The following is a 17,652-nucleotide window of genomic DNA, read 5'->3' as shown; positions in this document are numbered from 1 at the left end:
TTCGTATTCATTATACTCACGTTTTTATTAAAGCACGTAATGAAAAAAAGGAAAAGACTTTTAGTCCTTTCCTCCTGTTTTTTATAGGTCTTTATATATAGGTTCTGCATTTTTTAATTTTTCAACCTTTTCTTCTGTGCCATCATTGGCATTTATATACATTCTAAATGTGTCATTTTCAATGGTTCCGAGCATTTCATAGCATAACACTTCTTGACCAAGTTCATTTGTAATTAAAGCGAGCCTTGTTTCTCTCACTTGTACATTTTTATTTAATTTAGATTTTGCCTCTGCTTCAGTAATTGCCGGCTCAGGTATAGTTCTTTTTCTGTGGGATGTTAGGAAGTCTCTTGCTGAAAAACCGACAACCTCACCGTCATCCAAGGCCACTTTCATGCGGATTGCCTCCGGGTACATCCGGACTTTATTTTCAACAGGGACATATGAAAATACGCCGATTTTATCATATTGGGCACTTTCATCAATTTCCAAATCATCTGTTTCAAATCCGTTTTTCTTTAAAAATGCGAGCGCTCGGTTCGATCCGTCATTCAAACTGATTTTCTGGTTTTTCACTTCTCTGTTTTGGATCAAATATACCGGATGCCCGCCCTTCTTCGTGATATCCATATAAATCGCTGCTTTATGGTCTGGGTCTTTCATGCTGATGCTATATACATCGCGATTTGTTTTTTTTCCGCTCTTTACCACCTTAATTGAATAATTGTCATCAGGGGCAAAGCGCTCAGCAATTTGTTTTGCTTCCTGTTCGGAAATTTGTTTTCCCTTCAGGTGGCTGAAACCCTTTTCTTCTTTTTTCGTGCTGGTGAAACTTGGGCCAAGGTCAGTGCCGGTGGAGAATGCACCAACATTCTTTTCGACAGTTTTAAAGCTGTTGATAATTGTATTGTCACTTTGTTTTTCGTCTGAAGCCAGTGCCATTTCTACGTCCATCCAGCGAAGGTTTTTGCTCATGACAAGGTGCTGAACATGGCGCAATTCATTTTGGATATCTTCAGACTGCTGATAAAGCTTATTTAGTGATGTATACTCGTTTTTATCAAGCGGCTTCTGGTCCAAATCTCTGACTGACGTTTTATAGCTGAAATCACCGATCTTTGATAATAGCTCTTCCGTTTTATTAAACGGCATTAATGTAAGCGGCAGCTGACTGACGCTATTATGTGCTTCAGAAGTAATTCTCCACACATCAATCAATGCAGGCGACAGTGATTTTTGGCTGTTCATGGCAAGTGTTGTTCCGATTTTATCATGAAGCTGATCCACCTGATAGGTAAGCTCATGAAACGCCCGCTGATAGTTATTTTCAGCATGAAGAAGAACTGCGTCTTTTTCCTGGTGTTCTTTGTATCCCCAGTAGCCTGTACCGACTATTGCAATACCAAGCACGGCGATTAAAATTCCTCTGATCATTTATCACACCTCTTTTTATGCTTTCTCATATCTGCTACTCACAGAAAATGTGTTTACCGATTCTTTTAATCTGCGGACGCCCCCAAATCCACGGACTTGTAGCCGTATCCGGATTAAAGTAGTAAAGTGCTTCCTCTGACGGGTCCCAGCCATTGATAGCATCCAGCACCGCTTCTCGGGCCGTTTCATTCGGCTGCATGTAAATTTGCCCGTCGGCTACTGCTGTGAAGGCAAGCGGCTCAAAAATAACCCCCGCCACTGAATTTGGAAATAACGGGCTGTTCAAACGGTTCAAAATGACTGCTGCAATCGCAACCTGCCCCTCGTATGGCTCGCCCCGGGCTTCGCCATAAACCGCTTGAGCAAGCAGCCTGATATCGTTGTTGGAAAATCCACCAGGCATGTTCGCTGCTACTGCATCCTGTTTTCTTGCTTTTGCTGGTGTATTGTTTTGCTGTTTATTCGCATTCGCTTTAGGCTGCTGCGTTGTTTTTTCCGCAGGCTGTTTCTGCCTCGCTTCCGCTTGCTGTCTTGCTTTTTGTGTTGCTGCTTTTGACGGTTTCGTCTGATACTTCAGCGGAATTTTTCCGTAATGCGTGAATGTGTTCCCTTTATTGAGCTGTTCCATAACATATTCACGATAATACTTAGATTTACATATTAAGGTATGCTTTGTTTTAGCCCCGACAAGGCCGTCAACCTCTTTTAACCCGAATTGATCCTGAAAATTTCGAACTGCCCAGTATGTTCCCCATCCATAAACCCCGTCAATTTTTCCGTTATAATATCCGTTGTATTGAAGACGCGCCTGAAGCTCGACCACATCATCCCCTGTTGCCCCTCTTTGAATGACCTGATTCGAAAAGGCAGAGATCGTTTCAGTATTAATAAACGTCGTTATTGTAAAGGAAAAAAGGATGAGACATGCCATAATCGATCCTTTGGACTTCATCTTTTCAAGCCTCCTACAGCAAATTTTTAAGTGTAATCGTATTTTCTGTAACGAGGTTATTTTTATACACTCTTTCCTTGTTATCCCTCACAGAACATAAAATCTCTTTTGTAAAAACTGCACACAAAAAAGCCGCACGATTGCTGTGCGGCTTCTATACTTGCATCATATTAACGGAACGGGCTTTTTTCGCTTTACGTAAACCAAACCACCATAAAAATACCATAAATGGAAGCATGTAATAAATCCAATTACTAAGCGCTGTCAGGATAAAATCATATGATCCATGCAAAAGGGATGGGAGAACTAAAGAAAGAACAAGCCACTTCACACGCGCCTTATCAGCGGAAAAGCGCGCTTTTCCGAGGTAAAATCCCATTATCACACCAATCAAGGCATGGCATGAAACAGGCAGGAGCGCTCTGACAAACGCATGCTCCACACCGTGTCCAATTAAATAAAGAATATTTTCGAGGGTTGCAAAACCGAGTGATACACTTGCACCGTACACAATCCCATCATAATGCTCATCAAAATGGGCGTGCGGGTAAACACTGATCATCAGTATAAACCATTTTAATGATTCCTCTAAAAACCCTGAAGATAAAAAAGAAACGAAAAAGCTTCCGCCTCCTACATTCTCTTTTTCAAGTACATACTGGATAAACATTGTGGGAAATACAAGAACAACCCCGAGAAAAAACGACCGAAGCACCATATGTACAGGTTCATTATCATACTGATCTTTTAAATAAAAATAACTTAACAGCGCGATGCCGGGGGCAATTCCTGCAGAGATGATTGCAAACATCAGGCAACCTCTTTCCTTTATATTCCTACGTCTATCCTACCATGTTGTTTATCATTTTACATCTGTCTGCACGTAAAAAAACAAAAAGAGCATACGAATGCATCATATGCTCCTCATCTTTAGTGGTTTTCTCTTTTGGCGATTTCCGCTGCGATTTGCCCTCCATGAAACCTGCCGTTTTCAATAAATATTTCATTTGCATTGTTTCCCGCAGCAATAACCCCGGCAATAAAGACACCTTCAACGTTCGTTTCCATTGTTTCTTCATTGAAAAATGGACGTCCTGTTTCTTTATCAATCTCCACACCAATTTTTTCAAGAAATTGATGGTCAGGATGATAGCCTGTCATGGCAAACACAAAATCATTTTTAATGGTAATGAGCTCTTTCTCTCCGGAACGAAACACAACTTCATCCTCGGTGATTTTTTCGACACAGGCGCCAAATTCCATACGGATTGTACCGTTTCTGACGAGCGCTTCAAATTCGGGCAGAATCCACGGCTTAATGCTTGGCGAATACTCATTGCCCCTATATAAAACTGTGACACGCGCTCCAGATTTCACGAGTTCAAGGGCGGCGTCCACGCTTGAATTTTTCCCGCCGATGACCACAACATCTTTATCAAAATACGGATGGCCTTCTTTAAAATAATGAAATACTTTCGGCAAATCCTCACCGGGTATATTCATATAGTTTGGATGATCATAATAGCCTGTGGCGATGATACAATATGGCGTCGTGTAGGTCTCTTTTGACGTCTCAATAACGAATGCGTTATTTTCTGTTTTCGTCACTTTATGCACCATTTCAAACGCATTAACACGGATGTTTTTCCGTTTAACGACTTCCCGGTAATACGATAAAGCCTGAATTCTGACAGGCTTCCTGTTTTCTGTAATAAATGCCACATCTCCGATTTCGAGCTTTTCACTTGAGCTGAAAAAGGTTTGATGTGTCGGATAATTGTAAATACTGTTAACGACATTGCCTTTTTCGATGACGAGGGCATCAATGCCAATTTGTTTTAGATGAATGGCAGCAGATAGTCCACAAGGTCCTCCGCCTATAATAATTGCTTTTTCTTGAATCATTTCTGTCAACTCCTGCGATTGGCATTTCACTTCATATTTTCTATTTCCGAATAAAAAATCTCCTATTTTATCATAGGAGATTTTTTATTTTTATGCAAATCATCAACTTATATCCAGCCTCTAAAACGCGAAGCTTCAGCCATTTTGCGTACGCCGACCATATATGCAGCTAGCCTCATGTCAATTCTTCGGTTATTAGCCATTTCGTAAATATTGTTAAATGACTTGATCATCATTTTTTCTAATTTTTCTTCTACCTCTTCTTCACTCCAGTAGAAGCCTTGGTTATTCTGAACCCATTCAAAATAAGAAACTGTTACGCCACCGGCACTTGCCAGCACGTCTGGTACAAGCAGAACGTCTCGGTCTGAAAGAATTTTTGTTCCTTCAAGCGTTGTTGGCCCGTTCGCCGCTTCAACGACAATTTTAGCCCGGATATTATGGGCATTTTCTTCTGTAATTTGATTTTCAATCGCAGCAGGAACGAGAATATCACAATCAAGCTCCAGCAGCTCTTGGTTCGTAATGGTATCGTTGAAAAGCTTTGTTACAGTACCGAAGCTGTCGCGTCGGTCGAGTAAATAATCGATATCAAGGCCTTCCGGATCATAAAGTCCGCCATATGCATCTGAGATGCCGACAACCTTTGCTCCCGCATCATGCATGAATTTTGCCAAATAGCTTCCCGCGTTTCCGAAGCCTTGGACAACGACACGCGCACCTTTAATATCGATGCCTTTTTTCTTGGCCGCTTCTTTAATACAGATGGTTACACCTTTTGCTGTCGCAGATTCTCTCCCGTGAGATCCGCCAAGCACAAGCGGCTTGCCTGTAATAAATCCAGGCGAATTAAATTCATCAATTCTTGAATACTCATCCATCATCCAAGCCATGATTTGTGAGTTTGTAAATACATCCGGCGCCGGCACGTCTTTTGTCGGGCCGACAATTTGGCTGATCGCTCTGACATACCCTCTGCTCAGACGCTCCAGCTCTCTAAACGACATATCCCTTGGATCACAAACAATTCCGCCTTTACCACCGCCATATGGAAGATCAATTATGCCGCATTTTAAACTCATCCAAATTGAAAGCGCCTTCACCTCTTTTTCTGTTACGTTCGGGTGAAAACGTATCCCGCCTTTCGTCGGACCGACAGAGTCATTGTGTTGCGCACGATAACCTGTGAAAATCTTTACTGAACCGTCGTCCATACGAACAGGTATTTTTACCGTTAATAGTCTCATCGGCTCTTTTAACAGTTCGTATACCTCTTCGGGATACCCCAATTTTTCCAGAGCCTTATGTATTACGGTTTGGGTTGATTTTAATACATCAAGTTTGTCCTCTTCTGTATGACCGGTGTTTCGATCGGCTGCCATTTGAGTTAACCTCCTAGAATCTTCTGTTTCTCACATGCTCCCTTTCAGAGAATAGTATACACCTTCATCTGATCTGTGCATAGAATAAACGTTATGTTTTTCCATGTTTTTTACCGAAAAAAAAACTGCTGTGAAATCAGCAGTTTTCCGTTGCATTCTTATGAAAAATGAGTTTGTATCATCTCAACGGCATTACCGTCCATTATGAGCTTACCATACTCTTGCAGGCGATAAATCGTTAAAGTTGTCGGATTGCCGTATTCCGCCAGAACCGCCACAACCCCCTCAGCCGTATGTGACCCCAGATCTTCAAGGCTTAAAAAGTACTGCCCGTCATAGTGGTAGACAGTTCCCCCTGTGATACCGATTCGCTGTAAGCTTTCTGAAAGCTGAATGATATCTTCAAAGGAATGGAATTGATATATGATGTCCGCGCTTTCATCAAGCTTGACTTGCATTTCGATGTAATCATCATCATACTCATCGTCTTCTGAATCGGCGTCTTGGTTCTTTGTTACGATCACGACCATCCCTTGTGCTTGGAGAGAATACACTTCCACTGCAATCGGTCCATTCGCTTCAAAGCCGAGCTCTGTATTTGCTTCATTCATCATATCTTTAAATAACTGGTGGACTTTAAATGAGTCCTTCCAGAGGTCTTCTTTTGTCAATCCCCGGTCTGTCAAATCATCGAGGGTTAAAAAGATTTTGATCTTATTATAATTCAGACGCTCAAGCCGCATAACGTTCCCTCCTGCCTCTACTTGCACACAAATCATATAACACATTATATGAGATGATGAGTCATAGGTTCTTAATTGTTATCAGTTTACACTGAGTTCACTAGTAAGACAAGCACAATGCAGTTTTTATTGCCATATGGACTTTTGCTTTTTAGAAGTTACTCTGGTCCGCAAAGAGTCACAATGTGTGTTTCAGGCTCAGCACCTAAACGCAGAGGCACTTTTGTCGTGCCATAGCCGTTGCTGATCAGATAAGCCGCATTTTTAACAATGCCTGTTTTCCCCAGTTCATAAGGGCCAAATTTCCCAAACCTGATCTGACCTCCATGGGTATGTCCGCTGAATATCACATCAATACCGTCCCCTTCATTGATTTGCTCATGAATCTCCGGATTATGACAAACTAGAATATTCAGCTGGCTTTTGTCGAGTTCTTTAATGGCTTCCTCATAATGATCCATCTCCATCCTGATATCATCAACCCCGGCAATCGCAATCGTATGGCCGTTGTACGAAAACGGAACTGACTCATTCCTCAGAATGATGACACCGTGCGCTTTGAATATGGAATACAGCTTATGCTGTTTGACTTCATAATCATTATTCCCCCACACAAATACAACAGGAACTCCTAAATCAGCGAGCCTTTTGATGTTTTCCTCAATTCTCGCAATAGGCACCCCGCCCTCAGCTAAATCTCCGCCGATGATTACGAGGTGAGGGGCATGGCTTCGCGCTTTTTCCAAAAGGTCTTGATCGATAAGACGTTTGTGAATATCCGAAATAAAAAAGATGGTAAGTGGCGGCTTGCCCTTCATTTTTGATAAAGGAAACGTATGTGTTTTTAAATGGTTGCCTTTTGCAGTTGAATACATTTTTGCCGTCATTGCCGCTGCCGCAACAGTCAGCACACTGGCAATTTTCACTGATAGCTTCATAAAAACTCTCCATTCTTTTTTAGAACTTATCAATAAGACGGACAATAAAAAAAGACGTTTCTACCGTTTGAGAAAACGCCCGATTTTATTTACTTTCAAAATATAGATTAATGTCATATCTGTGCTTCATCATTTGAAAAACAGACTCTCTCGCCTTCCATTTATCCGGCTGCGGCCAAAGATCAGTGCTTTTCTGAATAATTTCGCATCTCAGTTTATGGAAATCACCCTCAGCTTTTTCTTCCTTTTTCTTAAAGTAATATGAAGTGCAGTATGCAAAAGCAGTTGCCATCATCCAAAATAAATAAAAGGTATGGCTGAGCATTTCTTGAAGTATGAGCTGAGGCGCCGGGCTTTTGACCATAATCATAAGACATAATAAGCCTAAGCAAATAAGTGAAGCCCATCGCCATCTGCGGCATTGCAACGCATAATTTTCAAATTTTTGTTTTCGCTTCACCAGTGCATGGAGCATCTGTTTGGTCGGCGCGTCTGTAAACTGATCCAGCTGATTCCATAAGGATTCCATACGCTTCACACCTTGTCCATTTTCATTGCTACAATATATGAACGTAAAAGAAAAAAAATGCCCTATTCATCCATTAAGGGGATGTCCAAAACTTGTCCGGTGTAAACATCATTTCCATTCAGATGATTATACGCCCGAATTTTTTCTTCTCCTGTCCGGCTTTTATAATACTTCATGGAAATGCGGTATAGCGTTTCTTTCTTTTGAACGGTGTGCTTGACAATGCGATTCGGCTCAGGTTGAGCTGGCTCAGCCGGCTTCTGTTGCTGTTCTTGCCGTTGTACTGTTGATTGGGAAGAGGAAGCAGCCGCGGCGGTTGCTTCCTCCTTATTTGCCGAGTCTTCTTTTTCCGCTACAGCAGTCTGTTTTTGATCAGCAGCTGATTTTGCCGGCTCTTTCGCCTTTGAATCCTCAAGCTTTTTTTTTGACTCCTTTTGCAGTGCTGTCTCTTTGGTGTCTTTAGTGTCGGCATTTTTTTTATCCTCTGATTTCGGGACAACCTCGTATTTGCTTTGGCTGCTGTCGATAAAAACATCTTCATAATCGTCATGATTATCCGGGTGGCTCTTTAAATAAAATAAGGTAACTAAAACGATAACCGGCACAAATACAAATAGTACAGCGAGTACTGTAAATAATGGCGTTTTTGTTTTGCCTTGCTTTTTTTTCTGTTCTCTTTGATTTTTTACGGATTGTCTTGTCGGGAGGCTTTCACCATCATCATCGACATAATCGTCCGCCAATGCGGCGTTTTGATCTTCATAAAGATTCTGGGCTTTTCTTCTCTCTACTCTCGACATGTTCGTCATGTTTATCCCTCCTCACATGTTCAAAACGAATCTGACAGGCAAACACGGCATCAATGATAAAATGTGCCGTCATCGGAACAAATAAGTTACCGGTCCATTCATACATCAGACCAAGTAAAAAGCTGATTGCTGTCACCATAATAAATAACAGCCATTTTGACAAATACCGAAAGTGCAGAACGGCAAAGATAAGGCTGGCCGCCCATAAACCGATATGAGTCTGCAGCACTCCTCTGAATAACATTTCTTCCGCGAAAGCAATCAGAAGCGTTAAAAATATAATATGAGGGATTGACCTCTTACTGAATATTTTTTTATTGATTCCGCCGTCATCATATAAATGATGTGGGCACCATTTCATTATTGCCATATCGGCTAAAATAACAATAACCGCTATAGAAACACCATACCAGATGATTCGCATATCGTGAATGTCCCAGAGCTTTAATACATTCCGTATATCCTCAAAAAAGAACAGCCCTGCTGCAGCTGCGGCAAAGATGATGAGTAGCTGCGTCAAATATAACTGCTTCAGCATATCACGGTCAGACATATGCTGAATATAATCTTTTTGCTGTTTCAGTTCAGCTCACCTACAGTCTGCAAGCTGAATATCCGGTGCAATTCCGAACTCCAGCTGTTTAATGGCGCCCTTTTACTCCGTTCCCCTATTTGTTCATACAAGGATAAATCAAAACCGCAATGAGAACAGCACGGGAAGTTTCCGGCATCTGGCTCGTACGATTCATCAAAGTAGGTTAACAGTGACTGCCTTAAACAGCCCTCACGCTGAAGCAGAAAAGATACACGGCGCATTTTTTCCAGCTTCAGCTCCATGCGATATGAAATTTCTTTCTTCATCAGTTCAACTGACGTTTTCCCCTGCATAAAGAGATGAATCATCATACGGGCCTGTGTCTCTCCGGCGCCATACTGCAGTAATACGTCACGCAGCCTTCTCTCATCCCGCTCCTCCGTCTTCTCTAGCACACGGATCACGTCGGCTATTTCTTCAGCTGTGACACTCTCCATTTGGATAATCTGCTCCTGCAATTCAAAATCCCCTGGCGCCCGCAGCAAAATGCTGACACTCGGCTTTCCATCGCGGCCCGCTCTGCCGATTTCCTGCATAAAAGCTTCAGCCGTCTGCGGGAGGTGAAAATGAATCACATATCTGATATCAGGTTTATCGACACCCATTCCAAACGCATTCGTACAACATATCACATCAAGCTGGTTATGAATAAACTGCTGCTGAATTAAAATCCTGTCACCCGACTCCAAACCGCCATGGTAAAAGTCTGCTCTGCTGCTCGTTTTGCTTTTAATTTCACCAGCTAATTCCTCGGCCCATTTCCGTGTCGGACAATAAACAATTCCCGGACCTTGCAGGTTTTCAACCAGCTGAATGACCCTATCTATTTTTTCGGCCGCATCCGCCGCATTTTCAACCCTAAGTGCGATATTCGGGCGGTTGACTGAGTTGAGATGCTGGTCAGCATCCTGCAGCTCCAGCAGGTTCATGACATCTTGCAGCGTATCCTTTGTAGCCGTAGCAGTCAATGCCAAAACGGGCGGGTGTCCCAGTATTTTTCTCAGCTGTCCGAGCTTTGAATAATCAGGCCTGAAGTCGTGGCCCCATTCAGATATACAATGTGCCTCATCAATAACAAATAGGCTGATCGGGACGTTTTTCAATTTTTCCAATACATATGGAGACTGCAGGGCCTCAGGGGACAAGTACAAAAATTTATAGCGATGAATATGTTCTAAAACAAATTGTCTTTCCTGTCTGTTAAGCATGCTGTTCAAAGCGGCCGCACGCTTTTCTCCTCGGGCTTTCAGCTGCTGCACCTGATCTTCCATTAAAGAAAGCAGTGGAGAAACGATTAATACCATGCCGTCAAGCATATAACCAGGCAGCTGGTAGCAAAGCGATTTCCCTCCCCCAGTCGGGAGCATTGCAATGGTATCCTTCCCGCTGAGAATACTTCTAATAATGTCCTCCTGCCCTTTTTTAAAGGAAGTAAAACCAAAATAATGATGTAACGTTTGCTGTAATCTACTCATATTGCTGCACCTGCTTTGTCAATGCCAGTCTGATTTGAAAGTAGCTGAACCGCTGCCCCAGACCGTCACGAATTTGTTTGATTTTGTTCGTCCGCATCCGTTTGGCAAACGCTGCAATTTGGATTTGATCTTCTGCTGATACATAGTCATTAATTATAAACGCAGGCTCGTGAAGAGAAATCTCAACAATATGGTCTTCGATCGTCGCTGTTTTCAGCTTTCTGATTTCGGCAATTCGATGTATCGGGAACCCTTGTTTGACCATCTGCCATGTTTTCCTCGTTGACTCTGTCAGGGCATTATCTAAATGCACATCAGAAAGTAGATCCTTTAACAATGCATCTTCACACTCGGGAAGAGAATGAATAAAATAATGTACCGAAGCCCAAAACATGATATAGACATACCATTCATCTTCTTTCAGCGTGTCAGCAAGCTGCCTGCTCGTATAACCGATCCGATCGTGCGAGGTTAAGGAGTAGACAAAAATTTGCGCTGCTTTGTCTTCGATCTTTTTCAAATGCGCCTCAAGCATGGCAAAAAGGCTCCTTGCCATCTCTTTATGATCCGTATGCCGGGACAGGTATTTCTTTACCCAGTGAAGTGTCTTGTAATCCTTTGTGACAGGAATATATCGCCTGCTCCCTTTCTGCTTATGGGATAAGACCTGCACAAGCAGCGAAAGCCTTTTCCAAAGCACGCTGGCAGCCTGCCGATAATGAGCACCGTGGCAATGAACGGGCCAAGGCCGCTCACAAAGGGCATGCCTCAAAACTCCTTCGCCGCTGGCTGTTACTTTGTATGTATCTGTTTCAGACAAAGGTGCGAGATATGAATGCTTTTCAAGCTTGTCAAGCGACGCAGAAATATCGTTTCTCGAACATTGCGCCGCCATTCCAAAGTATTTTGCAGTCTGAAATAAGCCAGCATCTTGAATGGTTTGTGACGATCTCTTGCCTTTGAATAGGTGAAAAACAGCGCTTCCTGACCGTTCCCCGTTTATTTTGCAAAGGCAATCGAGAACCATAATATCGAAGTAATTTAATGACAACCTATTCACCCACATTCTTCCTGACAAAAATCGTTGATTTGCTCTTTTTATTTTAACAGATTTCAAACAGAAATCGACGTTTAAAGTCATCATTAAGGGGGATGTTATGTAGATAACCCCTTATGTGATAAGCATTCTCAATCATTTTTCTGTTGAAATGTGGCAGCAACATCATTACAATAAGTAAGAGGAATAGGTGTTAAATTGATTAAATTATAAAGATTGATCCATTTGTTCCACCAAGAACAATCTGGGAGGTTTTATTCATGGCAAAGTACACAATCGTAGACAAAGATACATGTATTGCATGCGGCGCTTGCGGAGCTGCTGCACCAGACATTTACGATTACGATGATGAAGGCATCGCGTTCGTAACGCTTGACGAAAACAAAGGTGTTGTCGAAGTTCCTGAGGTACTGGAAGAAGATATGATTGACGCATTTGAAGGATGCCCTACTGATTCCATCAAAGTGGCGGATGAGCCATTTGAAGGCGACCCGCTTAAATTTGAATAGAAGTAACAAAAAAAGCTCCCGGCGGGAGCTTTTTTATTTAATGGATATGTGCACTTCGCTGCTGCTCAATCCATGGCTTAAGCTTGATAAAAATAAGTGAGAAAACAACCGTAATCACAATACCTTTTATCATGTTAAACGGCAGGATACCCGCGACGACTGCTGTTTTCAGCGCGCTGTCGGATAATGCCGGTGAATGTAAAAACCACGTGTATGCAGGAAGAATCAGAACATAATTTAAAATACTCATCAAAATGGTCATCGCTGCAGTTCCCAAAAGCAGGCTGACAGCCAAGCCCTTTGCTGAGTTGAGCTTTTTAAATAAGAAAGCAGTCGGCAATATAAAGAGTGTTCCTGCAATAAAATTCGCAATTTGCCCTACAGGAACTCCTGCCATGCTTCCCTGAATGATATACTGAAGAACATTTTTTATCGCTTCTACGGCAATACCCGCCAAAGGTCCGTAAATCAGAATGGCAATAATAGCAGGAACGTCGCTAAAATCGATTTTCAAATAATCCGGAAGACCCGGAAACGGGAAATTTAACAGCATCAAAACAAATGCAATGCTGCTCAGCATACTGACCACAACTAATTTTTTTACTTTCACTTCACTCTCTCCTTTTCGATCACATCTTACTCGAAAACGGAAAGGTCCTTTTCCAGCCAATAAAAAAACCGCTTCATATATAAAAGCGGGGTTTCGAAAATTAGGCTAGGCAAAGAAACGTTTGAAAACTTTAATTTCAAAACGCTTATGAACCTCCATCTTCTCCCATCCAGACTGTACTGTCGGCTCCGGAATCTCACCGAATCCTGCTGTAAAAACAGCTCGCGGGCTTAGAGCCATTGGCTCATCACCGCCGGTAGGGAATTTCACCCTGCCCCGAAGATTGATCATATGAAATTTAGTTCCATTATAAACGATAACTGGTTGGCTGTATAGAGAATTGCTTCAAATTATAAATATTGCCTGTAAGCTGTCAGAACATTGATATATTAGGCTTTACTTTTATCCTTTACTGCGTCAATACACATTGACACTCTTTTGAGAATATGTTAAATTATCAGATATTTAGTTTGTCAATTTAGGAGGAAATCTAACGATGTTTCGAGTATTGGTCTCAGACAAAATGAGCAACGACGGTTTACAGCCACTTATTGAATCAGACTTTATTGAAATCGTTCAAAAAAACGTAGCAGATGCAGAAGATGAATTACATACTTTTGATGCTCTTTTGGTGCGAAGCGCGACAAAAGTAACAGAAGACCTTTTCAACAAAATGACTTCTTTAAAAATTGTCGGAAGAGCCGGTGTCGGTGTCGATAATATCGATATTGATGAGGCAACTAAACACGGGGTAATCGTGATCAACGCTCCGAACGGCAACACCATTTCAACAGCTGAGCATACATTTGCGATGATCTCTTCTTTAATGAGACATATTCCTCAGGCTAATATCTCAGTGAAATCCAGAGAGTGGAACCGTACAGCTTACGTCGGTTCAGAGCTTTATGGAAAAACACTTGGTATTGTAGGATTAGGCCGAATCGGAAGCGAAATTGCACAGCGTGCGAGAGCGTTCGGTATGACTGTGCACGTTTTTGATCCTTTCTTAACGGAAGAAAGAGCGAAAAAAATCGGCGTAAACAGCCGTACATTTGAAGAAGTGCTAGAAAGTGCGGATATCATTACCGTTCACACGCCTTTAACAAAAGAAACAAAAGGCTTATTGAATAAAGAAACGATTGCAAAAACGAAAAAAGGTGTTCGCTTAATTAACTGTGCGCGAGGCGGTATTATCGATGAAGCAGCACTTCTCGAAGCTTTGGAAAGTGGGCATGTTGCCGGAGCGGCGCTTGACGTTTTCGAAGTTGAACCGCCAGTTGACAACAAACTCGTTGATCATCCATTAGTCATTGCCACTCCTCACCTGGGAGCATCAACGAAAGAAGCACAGCTCAATGTCGCGGCACAAGTGTCAGAAGAAGTTCTGCAGTTCGCAAAAGGTCTACCTGTTATGTCAGCTATTAACTTGCCTGCTATGACAAAAGATGAATTCGCTAAAATTAAACCCTACCATCAAATTGCAGGAAAAATTGGCAGCCTTGTATCACAGTGCATGAAAGAACCGGTACAGGATGTTGCCATTCAATATGAAGGCACAATTGCCAAACTTGAAACATCGTTCATTACAAAAGCCCTTCTATCAGGCTTTTTAAAACCGCGCGTTGACTCTACTGTTAATGAGGTCAATGCCGGGGGTGTCGCAAAAGAACGCGGCATTAGCTTCAGTGAAAAAATTTCCTCTTCTGAATCTGGATATGATAACTGCATCAGCGTAAAAGTGACAGGAGACCGAAGCACCTTTACTGTAACGGCTACGTATATTCCTCATTTCGGGGAACGTATTGTCGAGATCAACGGATTTAATATCGATTTTTATCCGACAGGTCACTTGGTATATATCCAGCATCAAGATACAACAGGTGTTATTGGCCGAGTAGGACGTATTCTCGGGGATAACGATATTAACATTGCAACCATGCAGGTTGGCCGTAAGGAAAAAGGCGGAGAAGCCATCATGATGCTTTCCTTTGACAGACATCTGGAAGATAAAATTGTGAAAGAACTAACAAATGTCCCTGATATTGTGTCTGTGAAGCTCATTGATCTGCCATAATCAAAAAAACTCAAGCTATATAGCTTGAGTTTTTTTATTGTTCTATTCTCGTGTGTTTTTATGCAAAATGTCTAAGACACTCCTTAGCTCAGAAACAGGTATTTGGCCTGGTGCCGACGCCTCTTCTCCCGCGCCAAAAGTACAAGCCGATCCAAAAATCTCACCGCTCAGCCTGCTGATGAGCCCTGTTGCAGCCATTGACATTGTAATAATGGGACGGTCTGCATATTTTGTTTTCATTGTATACGTCGCATCAAGAAGGGTTAAAAGATCTCCAGTATCATTCGGCATGACAGCCATTTTTGGAATATGCGCGCCTAAATCCTGCATTTTTCGAAGTCTGGAAAGAATTTCATCTTTTGCAGGTGTTTTTTCAAAGTCGTGATTTGACATCACCACATAGACGTTGTTTTCTTCCGCCAGCGACACTAACGATTTTACATGTGCATCTCCTGTAAATAATTCGATGTCTATCAGATCAATGTCTTTTGTTTGGATTGCCGATTCCAGCAAAGCAAGATAGGAGCTTTCGTCTATTTCCAGGCTTCCTCCTTCTTTATGGGTTCTGAATGTAAATAGAAAAAGCTCGTCCGCTAAAGACTTACGAAGCTTAGAAATCATCTTTGTGACCGCTTCTCTGTCATTCCCTTCTTCAAATACGTCAACTCGCCACTCTACAATATCCGGATTCAGAAGTTTTACAGCTTCTGCTTCATTCAAAATTTGTTCTTCCGTTTTTCCCATCAGCGGAACGATGATTTTCGGCATCCCTTCTCCGATGGAAACTCCTTTAATCGTTAACACGTTCACTCGTCTCAAATCCTTTCAATCGTTACCTTGTTTTATTATACACGCACAACTTTTTTTTGAAAATTTCTATTATATGAACAGCAACTAAAAAAGAGCCCAAAAGGCCCTTTTTAGTTTAAGAAAATCGGATTTGGAGCAGCTGGCACCGGTATTGCATCTGATATGTCATATTTGCCGATTTTTTTCGTTCTGGTTTCCGTAAAGGTCACTTCTGTGAAACCAAACTCTTTTGCAGTTAAAAGTAGTCCCTCAATCATTAAAATACCGGCAATAGAATCATCAACTTCTGAGTCCTTTGAGAAGCGGATATATAAGTGTTTCTGTTTCTTCGTTACAGATTGGACAGCACCCGCTTGAATAAGAGGTCTCGTATCTTCTTGACTGCTCGAGTCCATTTCCATAATTGCTTCTTTTACTGTATCAAAAGAATTTTTTGACGGAACGAGAAAGTCTTGTCCCTGTTTATTTTGGTACAAGTAGTAGGATCGTTTTGACTGTTTGGGAATCGAAATTTCCGTAAAAGTGCCATATGAGCCAAGCCGAACCCCAGGCTCATTTTGATCCGAAAGAAATTTTATTTTTTCATAAGGACTCCATTTTAAGGATTCTTTCAGCAATTTTTTTAATAGTGTATCATCTTTTACAGAAAAAGCCGTAATAGGCTGATGGACTCGTACACTTAATTCCTTCTGCTTTGGGTTTTCCTTTATTTCTACTTCATCTATGAAGGATGGAATCGTAATGGCATGATCAAAGATATCCAATTCACTACTTACAAACAGCATATCCTGTATCGTTTGGTATGCATTTGTTTTTTGGATGCTGATGGGTATGATTGCGGATGTATCGGCATCAGCAACCGCTACAGTGATGTAATTGTCTTGTTCCTTTTCAGGTACAACATACGATGTCTGATCCAGGGATGATGTAGCTTTTGGGCTGTCTTCTGTCTCAGTTTTCGTTACTGCGTGCTCTTGGGACGCTTCTTTTTGTTGAGGCTGTGCCTGATCAAAGAAATGAGGAGAAATAATGAAGGCGATATAAACCGCAATTGCAGCGGCACACGCGGGGCCAATCCACCTGACAGCGGGCTTTTTTTTACGCTTTGCCATCGTCAGCCGCTTGTAAATATCCTGAGGCGAACGATGGTCTTTAACTGCCGGAAGTTGACTTAGCAACTCCTTTATCTGTTCTTCGTTCCATTCTGACTTCATCATCCATTAGCTCCTCCCTCAAAAGCTCCATATGTTTCCGAAGTACTTTGAGCCCTCTGTGTTGGGTCGTTTTTACTTTGCTTTCCGAGAAGCGCAGAGCTTTGGCTGTTTCCTGTATTGAATATCCCTGAATAAACCGCAAGATAATCACAGCTCTTTGATCGATCGTACATTGATCAAGTGCAGCATAAATTTCCCGGGCATTTTCATGTTGAACCGCAAGTTCGTCCGGAAGCAATTGCTGATCCCTGACATCCTGTGTATCCCAGTCAAATGTGCCAAGTATACGCTGTCTGATCGTTTGCTGTTTACGGAACCAGTCTATCGCTACATGGCGTGCGATAGACAAAAGCCATGTTTTTTCACTGCTTCTTCCTTCAAACGTATGATAAGAATTTAATACACGGATATAAACCTCTTGAAGAAGATCTTCTGTCTGGTTTTTATCCTTTACCATATAAAATAAAAATTGGTACAAATCTTGATGATATGTATCATATAATAATTGAAAGGTTTCTTCCATTTGAAACCCCTCCGTTCACTTTTTTGTCGTATGAATAGCTTGAAAAGTTACATTACAACTATATTACGAGAAACTGGAATTTGGAAGGGAATT

At 41.8% G+C, this 17,652-nt stretch carries 18 protein-coding genes and 1 riboswitch; of the genes, 2 read left to right on the top strand and 16 right to left on the bottom strand.

Going from position 1 to position 17,652, the window contains the following annotated elements; translation table 11 throughout:
* Window positions 1-81 precede the first annotated feature (81 nt).
* The 12 genes from ypeB to BFW96_RS08705 all read right to left on the bottom strand — a co-directional run bounded on the left by ypeB (window position 82) and on the right by BFW96_RS08705 (window position 11,813).
* Window positions 82-1,434 (bottom strand): germination protein YpeB, encoded by a 1,353-nt coding sequence (ypeB, locus tag BFW96_RS08760; RefSeq protein WP_069839208.1) that lies wholly within the window; start codon window positions 1,432-1,434, stop codon window positions 82-84.
* Between the two features lie 34 nt (window positions 1,435-1,468).
* Window positions 1,469-2,386, bottom strand: coding sequence for a spore cortex-lytic enzyme (gene sleB / locus BFW96_RS08755; RefSeq protein ID WP_014664430.1), 918 nt, complete (start codon window positions 2,384-2,386; stop codon window positions 1,469-1,471).
* A gap of 154 nt (window positions 2,387-2,540) precedes the next feature.
* Window positions 2,541-3,197, bottom strand: a complete 657-nt coding sequence (gene prsW / locus BFW96_RS08750; RefSeq protein WP_014664431.1) for a glutamic-type intramembrane protease PrsW — start codon at window positions 3,195-3,197, stop codon at window positions 2,541-2,543.
* 119 nt (window positions 3,198-3,316) lie between these two features.
* The gene (locus BFW96_RS08745) at window positions 3,317-4,291 is read right to left on the bottom strand and encodes a YpdA family putative bacillithiol disulfide reductase (RefSeq protein WP_069839207.1); all 975 of its coding nucleotides are present in this window, start codon (window positions 4,289-4,291) and stop codon (window positions 3,317-3,319) included.
* A gap of 107 nt (window positions 4,292-4,398) precedes the next feature.
* The gene (gene gudB / locus BFW96_RS08740; RefSeq protein WP_069839206.1) at window positions 4,399-5,673 is read right to left on the bottom strand and encodes an NAD-specific glutamate dehydrogenase; all 1,275 of its coding nucleotides are present in this window, start codon (window positions 5,671-5,673) and stop codon (window positions 4,399-4,401) included.
* 158 nt (window positions 5,674-5,831) lie between these two features.
* On the bottom strand, window positions 5,832-6,416 hold the full coding sequence (locus BFW96_RS08735) for a genetic competence negative regulator (RefSeq protein ID WP_069839205.1): 585 nt from the start codon (window positions 6,414-6,416) through the stop codon (window positions 5,832-5,834).
* 158 nt (window positions 6,417-6,574) lie between these two features.
* Entirely contained in the window at window positions 6,575-7,354 is a 780-nt protein-coding gene (locus tag BFW96_RS08730) for a metallophosphoesterase (protein WP_069839204.1), read from the bottom strand.
* An 85-nt stretch (window positions 7,355-7,439) separates the two neighbouring features.
* Complete coding sequence (locus BFW96_RS08725) at window positions 7,440-7,883, bottom strand: YpbF family protein (protein ID WP_069839203.1); 444 nt, start codon at window positions 7,881-7,883, stop codon at window positions 7,440-7,442.
* Window positions 7,884-7,945: 62 nt separating this feature from the next.
* Window positions 7,946-8,692 carry a LysM peptidoglycan-binding domain-containing protein gene (locus BFW96_RS08720; protein ID WP_069839202.1) on the bottom strand — a complete coding sequence of 249 codons (747 nt, stop codon included), beginning with the start codon at window positions 8,690-8,692 and terminating at the stop codon, window positions 7,946-7,948.
* Window positions 8,643-9,245 carry a CPBP family intramembrane glutamic endopeptidase gene (locus tag BFW96_RS08715; RefSeq protein ID WP_069839201.1) on the bottom strand — a complete coding sequence of 201 codons (603 nt, stop codon included), beginning with the start codon at window positions 9,243-9,245 and terminating at the stop codon, window positions 8,643-8,645. The genes BFW96_RS08720 and BFW96_RS08715 overlap by 50 nt, the downstream gene beginning before the upstream one ends.
* Window positions 9,246-9,271: 26 nt before the next feature.
* Window positions 9,272-10,762 carry a RecQ family ATP-dependent DNA helicase gene (locus BFW96_RS08710; RefSeq protein ID WP_069839200.1) on the bottom strand — a complete coding sequence of 497 codons (1,491 nt, stop codon included), beginning with the start codon at window positions 10,760-10,762 and terminating at the stop codon, window positions 9,272-9,274.
* The gene (locus tag BFW96_RS08705; RefSeq protein WP_069839199.1) at window positions 10,755-11,813 is read right to left on the bottom strand and encodes a YpbB family protein; all 1,059 of its coding nucleotides are present in this window, start codon (window positions 11,811-11,813) and stop codon (window positions 10,755-10,757) included. Before BFW96_RS08705 ends, BFW96_RS08710 begins: the two co-directional genes overlap by 8 nt.
* A 266-nt stretch (window positions 11,814-12,079) precedes the next feature.
* Between BFW96_RS08705 and BFW96_RS08700 the strand changes: the two genes are divergently transcribed.
* Window positions 12,080-12,328 carry a ferredoxin gene (locus BFW96_RS08700; RefSeq protein ID WP_003225461.1) on the top strand — a complete coding sequence of 83 codons (249 nt, stop codon included), beginning with the start codon at window positions 12,080-12,082 and terminating at the stop codon, window positions 12,326-12,328.
* 37 nt (window positions 12,329-12,365) lie between these two features.
* On the opposite strand, the gene fmnP is transcribed toward BFW96_RS08700, so the two are convergent.
* On the bottom strand, window positions 12,366-12,938 hold the full coding sequence (gene fmnP, locus BFW96_RS08695) for a riboflavin transporter FmnP (RefSeq protein WP_014664441.1): 573 nt from the start codon (window positions 12,936-12,938) through the stop codon (window positions 12,366-12,368).
* Window positions 12,939-13,091: 153 nt separating this feature from the next.
* Window positions 13,092-13,226: riboswitch (FMN riboswitch) on the bottom strand.
* A 208-nt stretch (window positions 13,227-13,434) separates the two neighbouring features.
* Here fmnP and serA point away from each other — a divergent pair.
* On the top strand, window positions 13,435-15,012 hold the full coding sequence (gene serA, locus BFW96_RS08690) for a phosphoglycerate dehydrogenase (protein WP_014664444.1): 1,578 nt from the start codon (window positions 13,435-13,437) through the stop codon (window positions 15,010-15,012).
* 42 nt (window positions 15,013-15,054) lie between these two features.
* Here serA and aroD read toward each other — a convergent pair whose 3' ends face one another.
* The 3 genes from aroD to sigX all read right to left on the bottom strand — a co-directional run bounded on the left by aroD (window position 15,055) and on the right by sigX (window position 17,559).
* The gene (aroD, locus tag BFW96_RS08685) at window positions 15,055-15,822 is read right to left on the bottom strand and encodes a type I 3-dehydroquinate dehydratase (RefSeq protein ID WP_069839198.1); all 768 of its coding nucleotides are present in this window, start codon (window positions 15,820-15,822) and stop codon (window positions 15,055-15,057) included.
* Window positions 15,823-15,932: 110 nt separating this feature from the next.
* The gene (locus BFW96_RS08680; protein ID WP_069839197.1) at window positions 15,933-17,039 is read right to left on the bottom strand and encodes a GerMN domain-containing protein; all 1,107 of its coding nucleotides are present in this window, start codon (window positions 17,037-17,039) and stop codon (window positions 15,933-15,935) included.
* Complete coding sequence (gene sigX / locus BFW96_RS08675) at window positions 16,975-17,559, bottom strand: RNA polymerase sigma factor SigX (protein WP_069149801.1); 585 nt, start codon at window positions 17,557-17,559, stop codon at window positions 16,975-16,977. The genes BFW96_RS08680 and sigX overlap by 65 nt, the downstream gene beginning before the upstream one ends.
* Window positions 17,560-17,652 lie beyond the last annotated feature (93 nt).

The sequence above is a fragment of the Bacillus sp. F56 genome, from assembly GCF_001748205.1.
Taxonomy (GTDB): domain Bacteria; phylum Bacillota; class Bacilli; order Bacillales; family Bacillaceae; genus Bacillus; species Bacillus stercoris.
Note: the sequence above shows the minus strand (reverse complement) of the source record. Positions and strands in the feature narration are given on the sequence as shown.

What these genes read in the sequence shown, in the direction of transcription:
- ypeB (WP_069839208.1), bottom strand. Translation starts at nt 1,434, where the DNA reads ATGATCAGAGGAATTTTAATCGCCGTGCTTGGTATTGCAATAGTCGGT.
- sleB (WP_014664430.1), bottom strand. Translation starts at nt 2,386, where the DNA reads ATGAAGTCCAAAGGATCGATTATGGCATGTCTCATCCTTTTTTCCTTT.
- prsW (WP_014664431.1), bottom strand. Translation starts at nt 3,197, where the DNA reads ATGTTTGCAATCATCTCTGCAGGAATTGCCCCCGGCATCGCGCTGTTA.
- BFW96_RS08745 (WP_069839207.1), bottom strand. Translation starts at nt 4,291, where the DNA reads ATGATTCAAGAAAAAGCAATTATTATAGGCGGAGGACCTTGTGGACTA.
- gudB (WP_069839206.1), bottom strand. Translation starts at nt 5,673, where the DNA reads ATGGCAGCCGATCGAAACACCGGTCATACAGAAGAGGACAAACTTGAT.
- BFW96_RS08735 (WP_069839205.1), bottom strand. Translation starts at nt 6,416, where the DNA reads ATGCGGCTTGAGCGTCTGAATTATAATAAGATCAAAATCTTTTTAACC.
- BFW96_RS08730 (WP_069839204.1), bottom strand. Translation starts at nt 7,354, where the DNA reads ATGAAGCTATCAGTGAAAATTGCCAGTGTGCTGACTGTTGCGGCAGCG.
- BFW96_RS08725 (WP_069839203.1), bottom strand. Translation starts at nt 7,883, where the DNA reads ATGGAATCCTTATGGAATCAGCTGGATCAGTTTACAGACGCGCCGACC.
- BFW96_RS08720 (WP_069839202.1), bottom strand. Translation starts at nt 8,692, where the DNA reads ATGACGAACATGTCGAGAGTAGAGAGAAGAAAAGCCCAGAATCTTTAT.
- BFW96_RS08715 (WP_069839201.1), bottom strand. Translation starts at nt 9,245, where the DNA reads ATGTCTGACCGTGATATGCTGAAGCAGTTATATTTGACGCAGCTACTC.
- BFW96_RS08710 (WP_069839200.1), bottom strand. Translation starts at nt 10,762, where the DNA reads ATGAGTAGATTACAGCAAACGTTACATCATTATTTTGGTTTTACTTCC.
- BFW96_RS08700 (WP_003225461.1), top strand. Translation starts at nt 12,080, where the DNA reads ATGGCAAAGTACACAATCGTAGACAAAGATACATGTATTGCATGCGGC.
- serA (WP_014664444.1), top strand. Translation starts at nt 13,435, where the DNA reads ATGTTTCGAGTATTGGTCTCAGACAAAATGAGCAACGACGGTTTACAG.
- BFW96_RS08680 (WP_069839197.1), bottom strand. Translation starts at nt 17,039, where the DNA reads ATGATGAAGTCAGAATGGAACGAAGAACAGATAAAGGAGTTGCTAAGT.
- sigX (WP_069149801.1), bottom strand. Translation starts at nt 17,559, where the DNA reads ATGGAAGAAACCTTTCAATTATTATATGATACATATCATCAAGATTTG.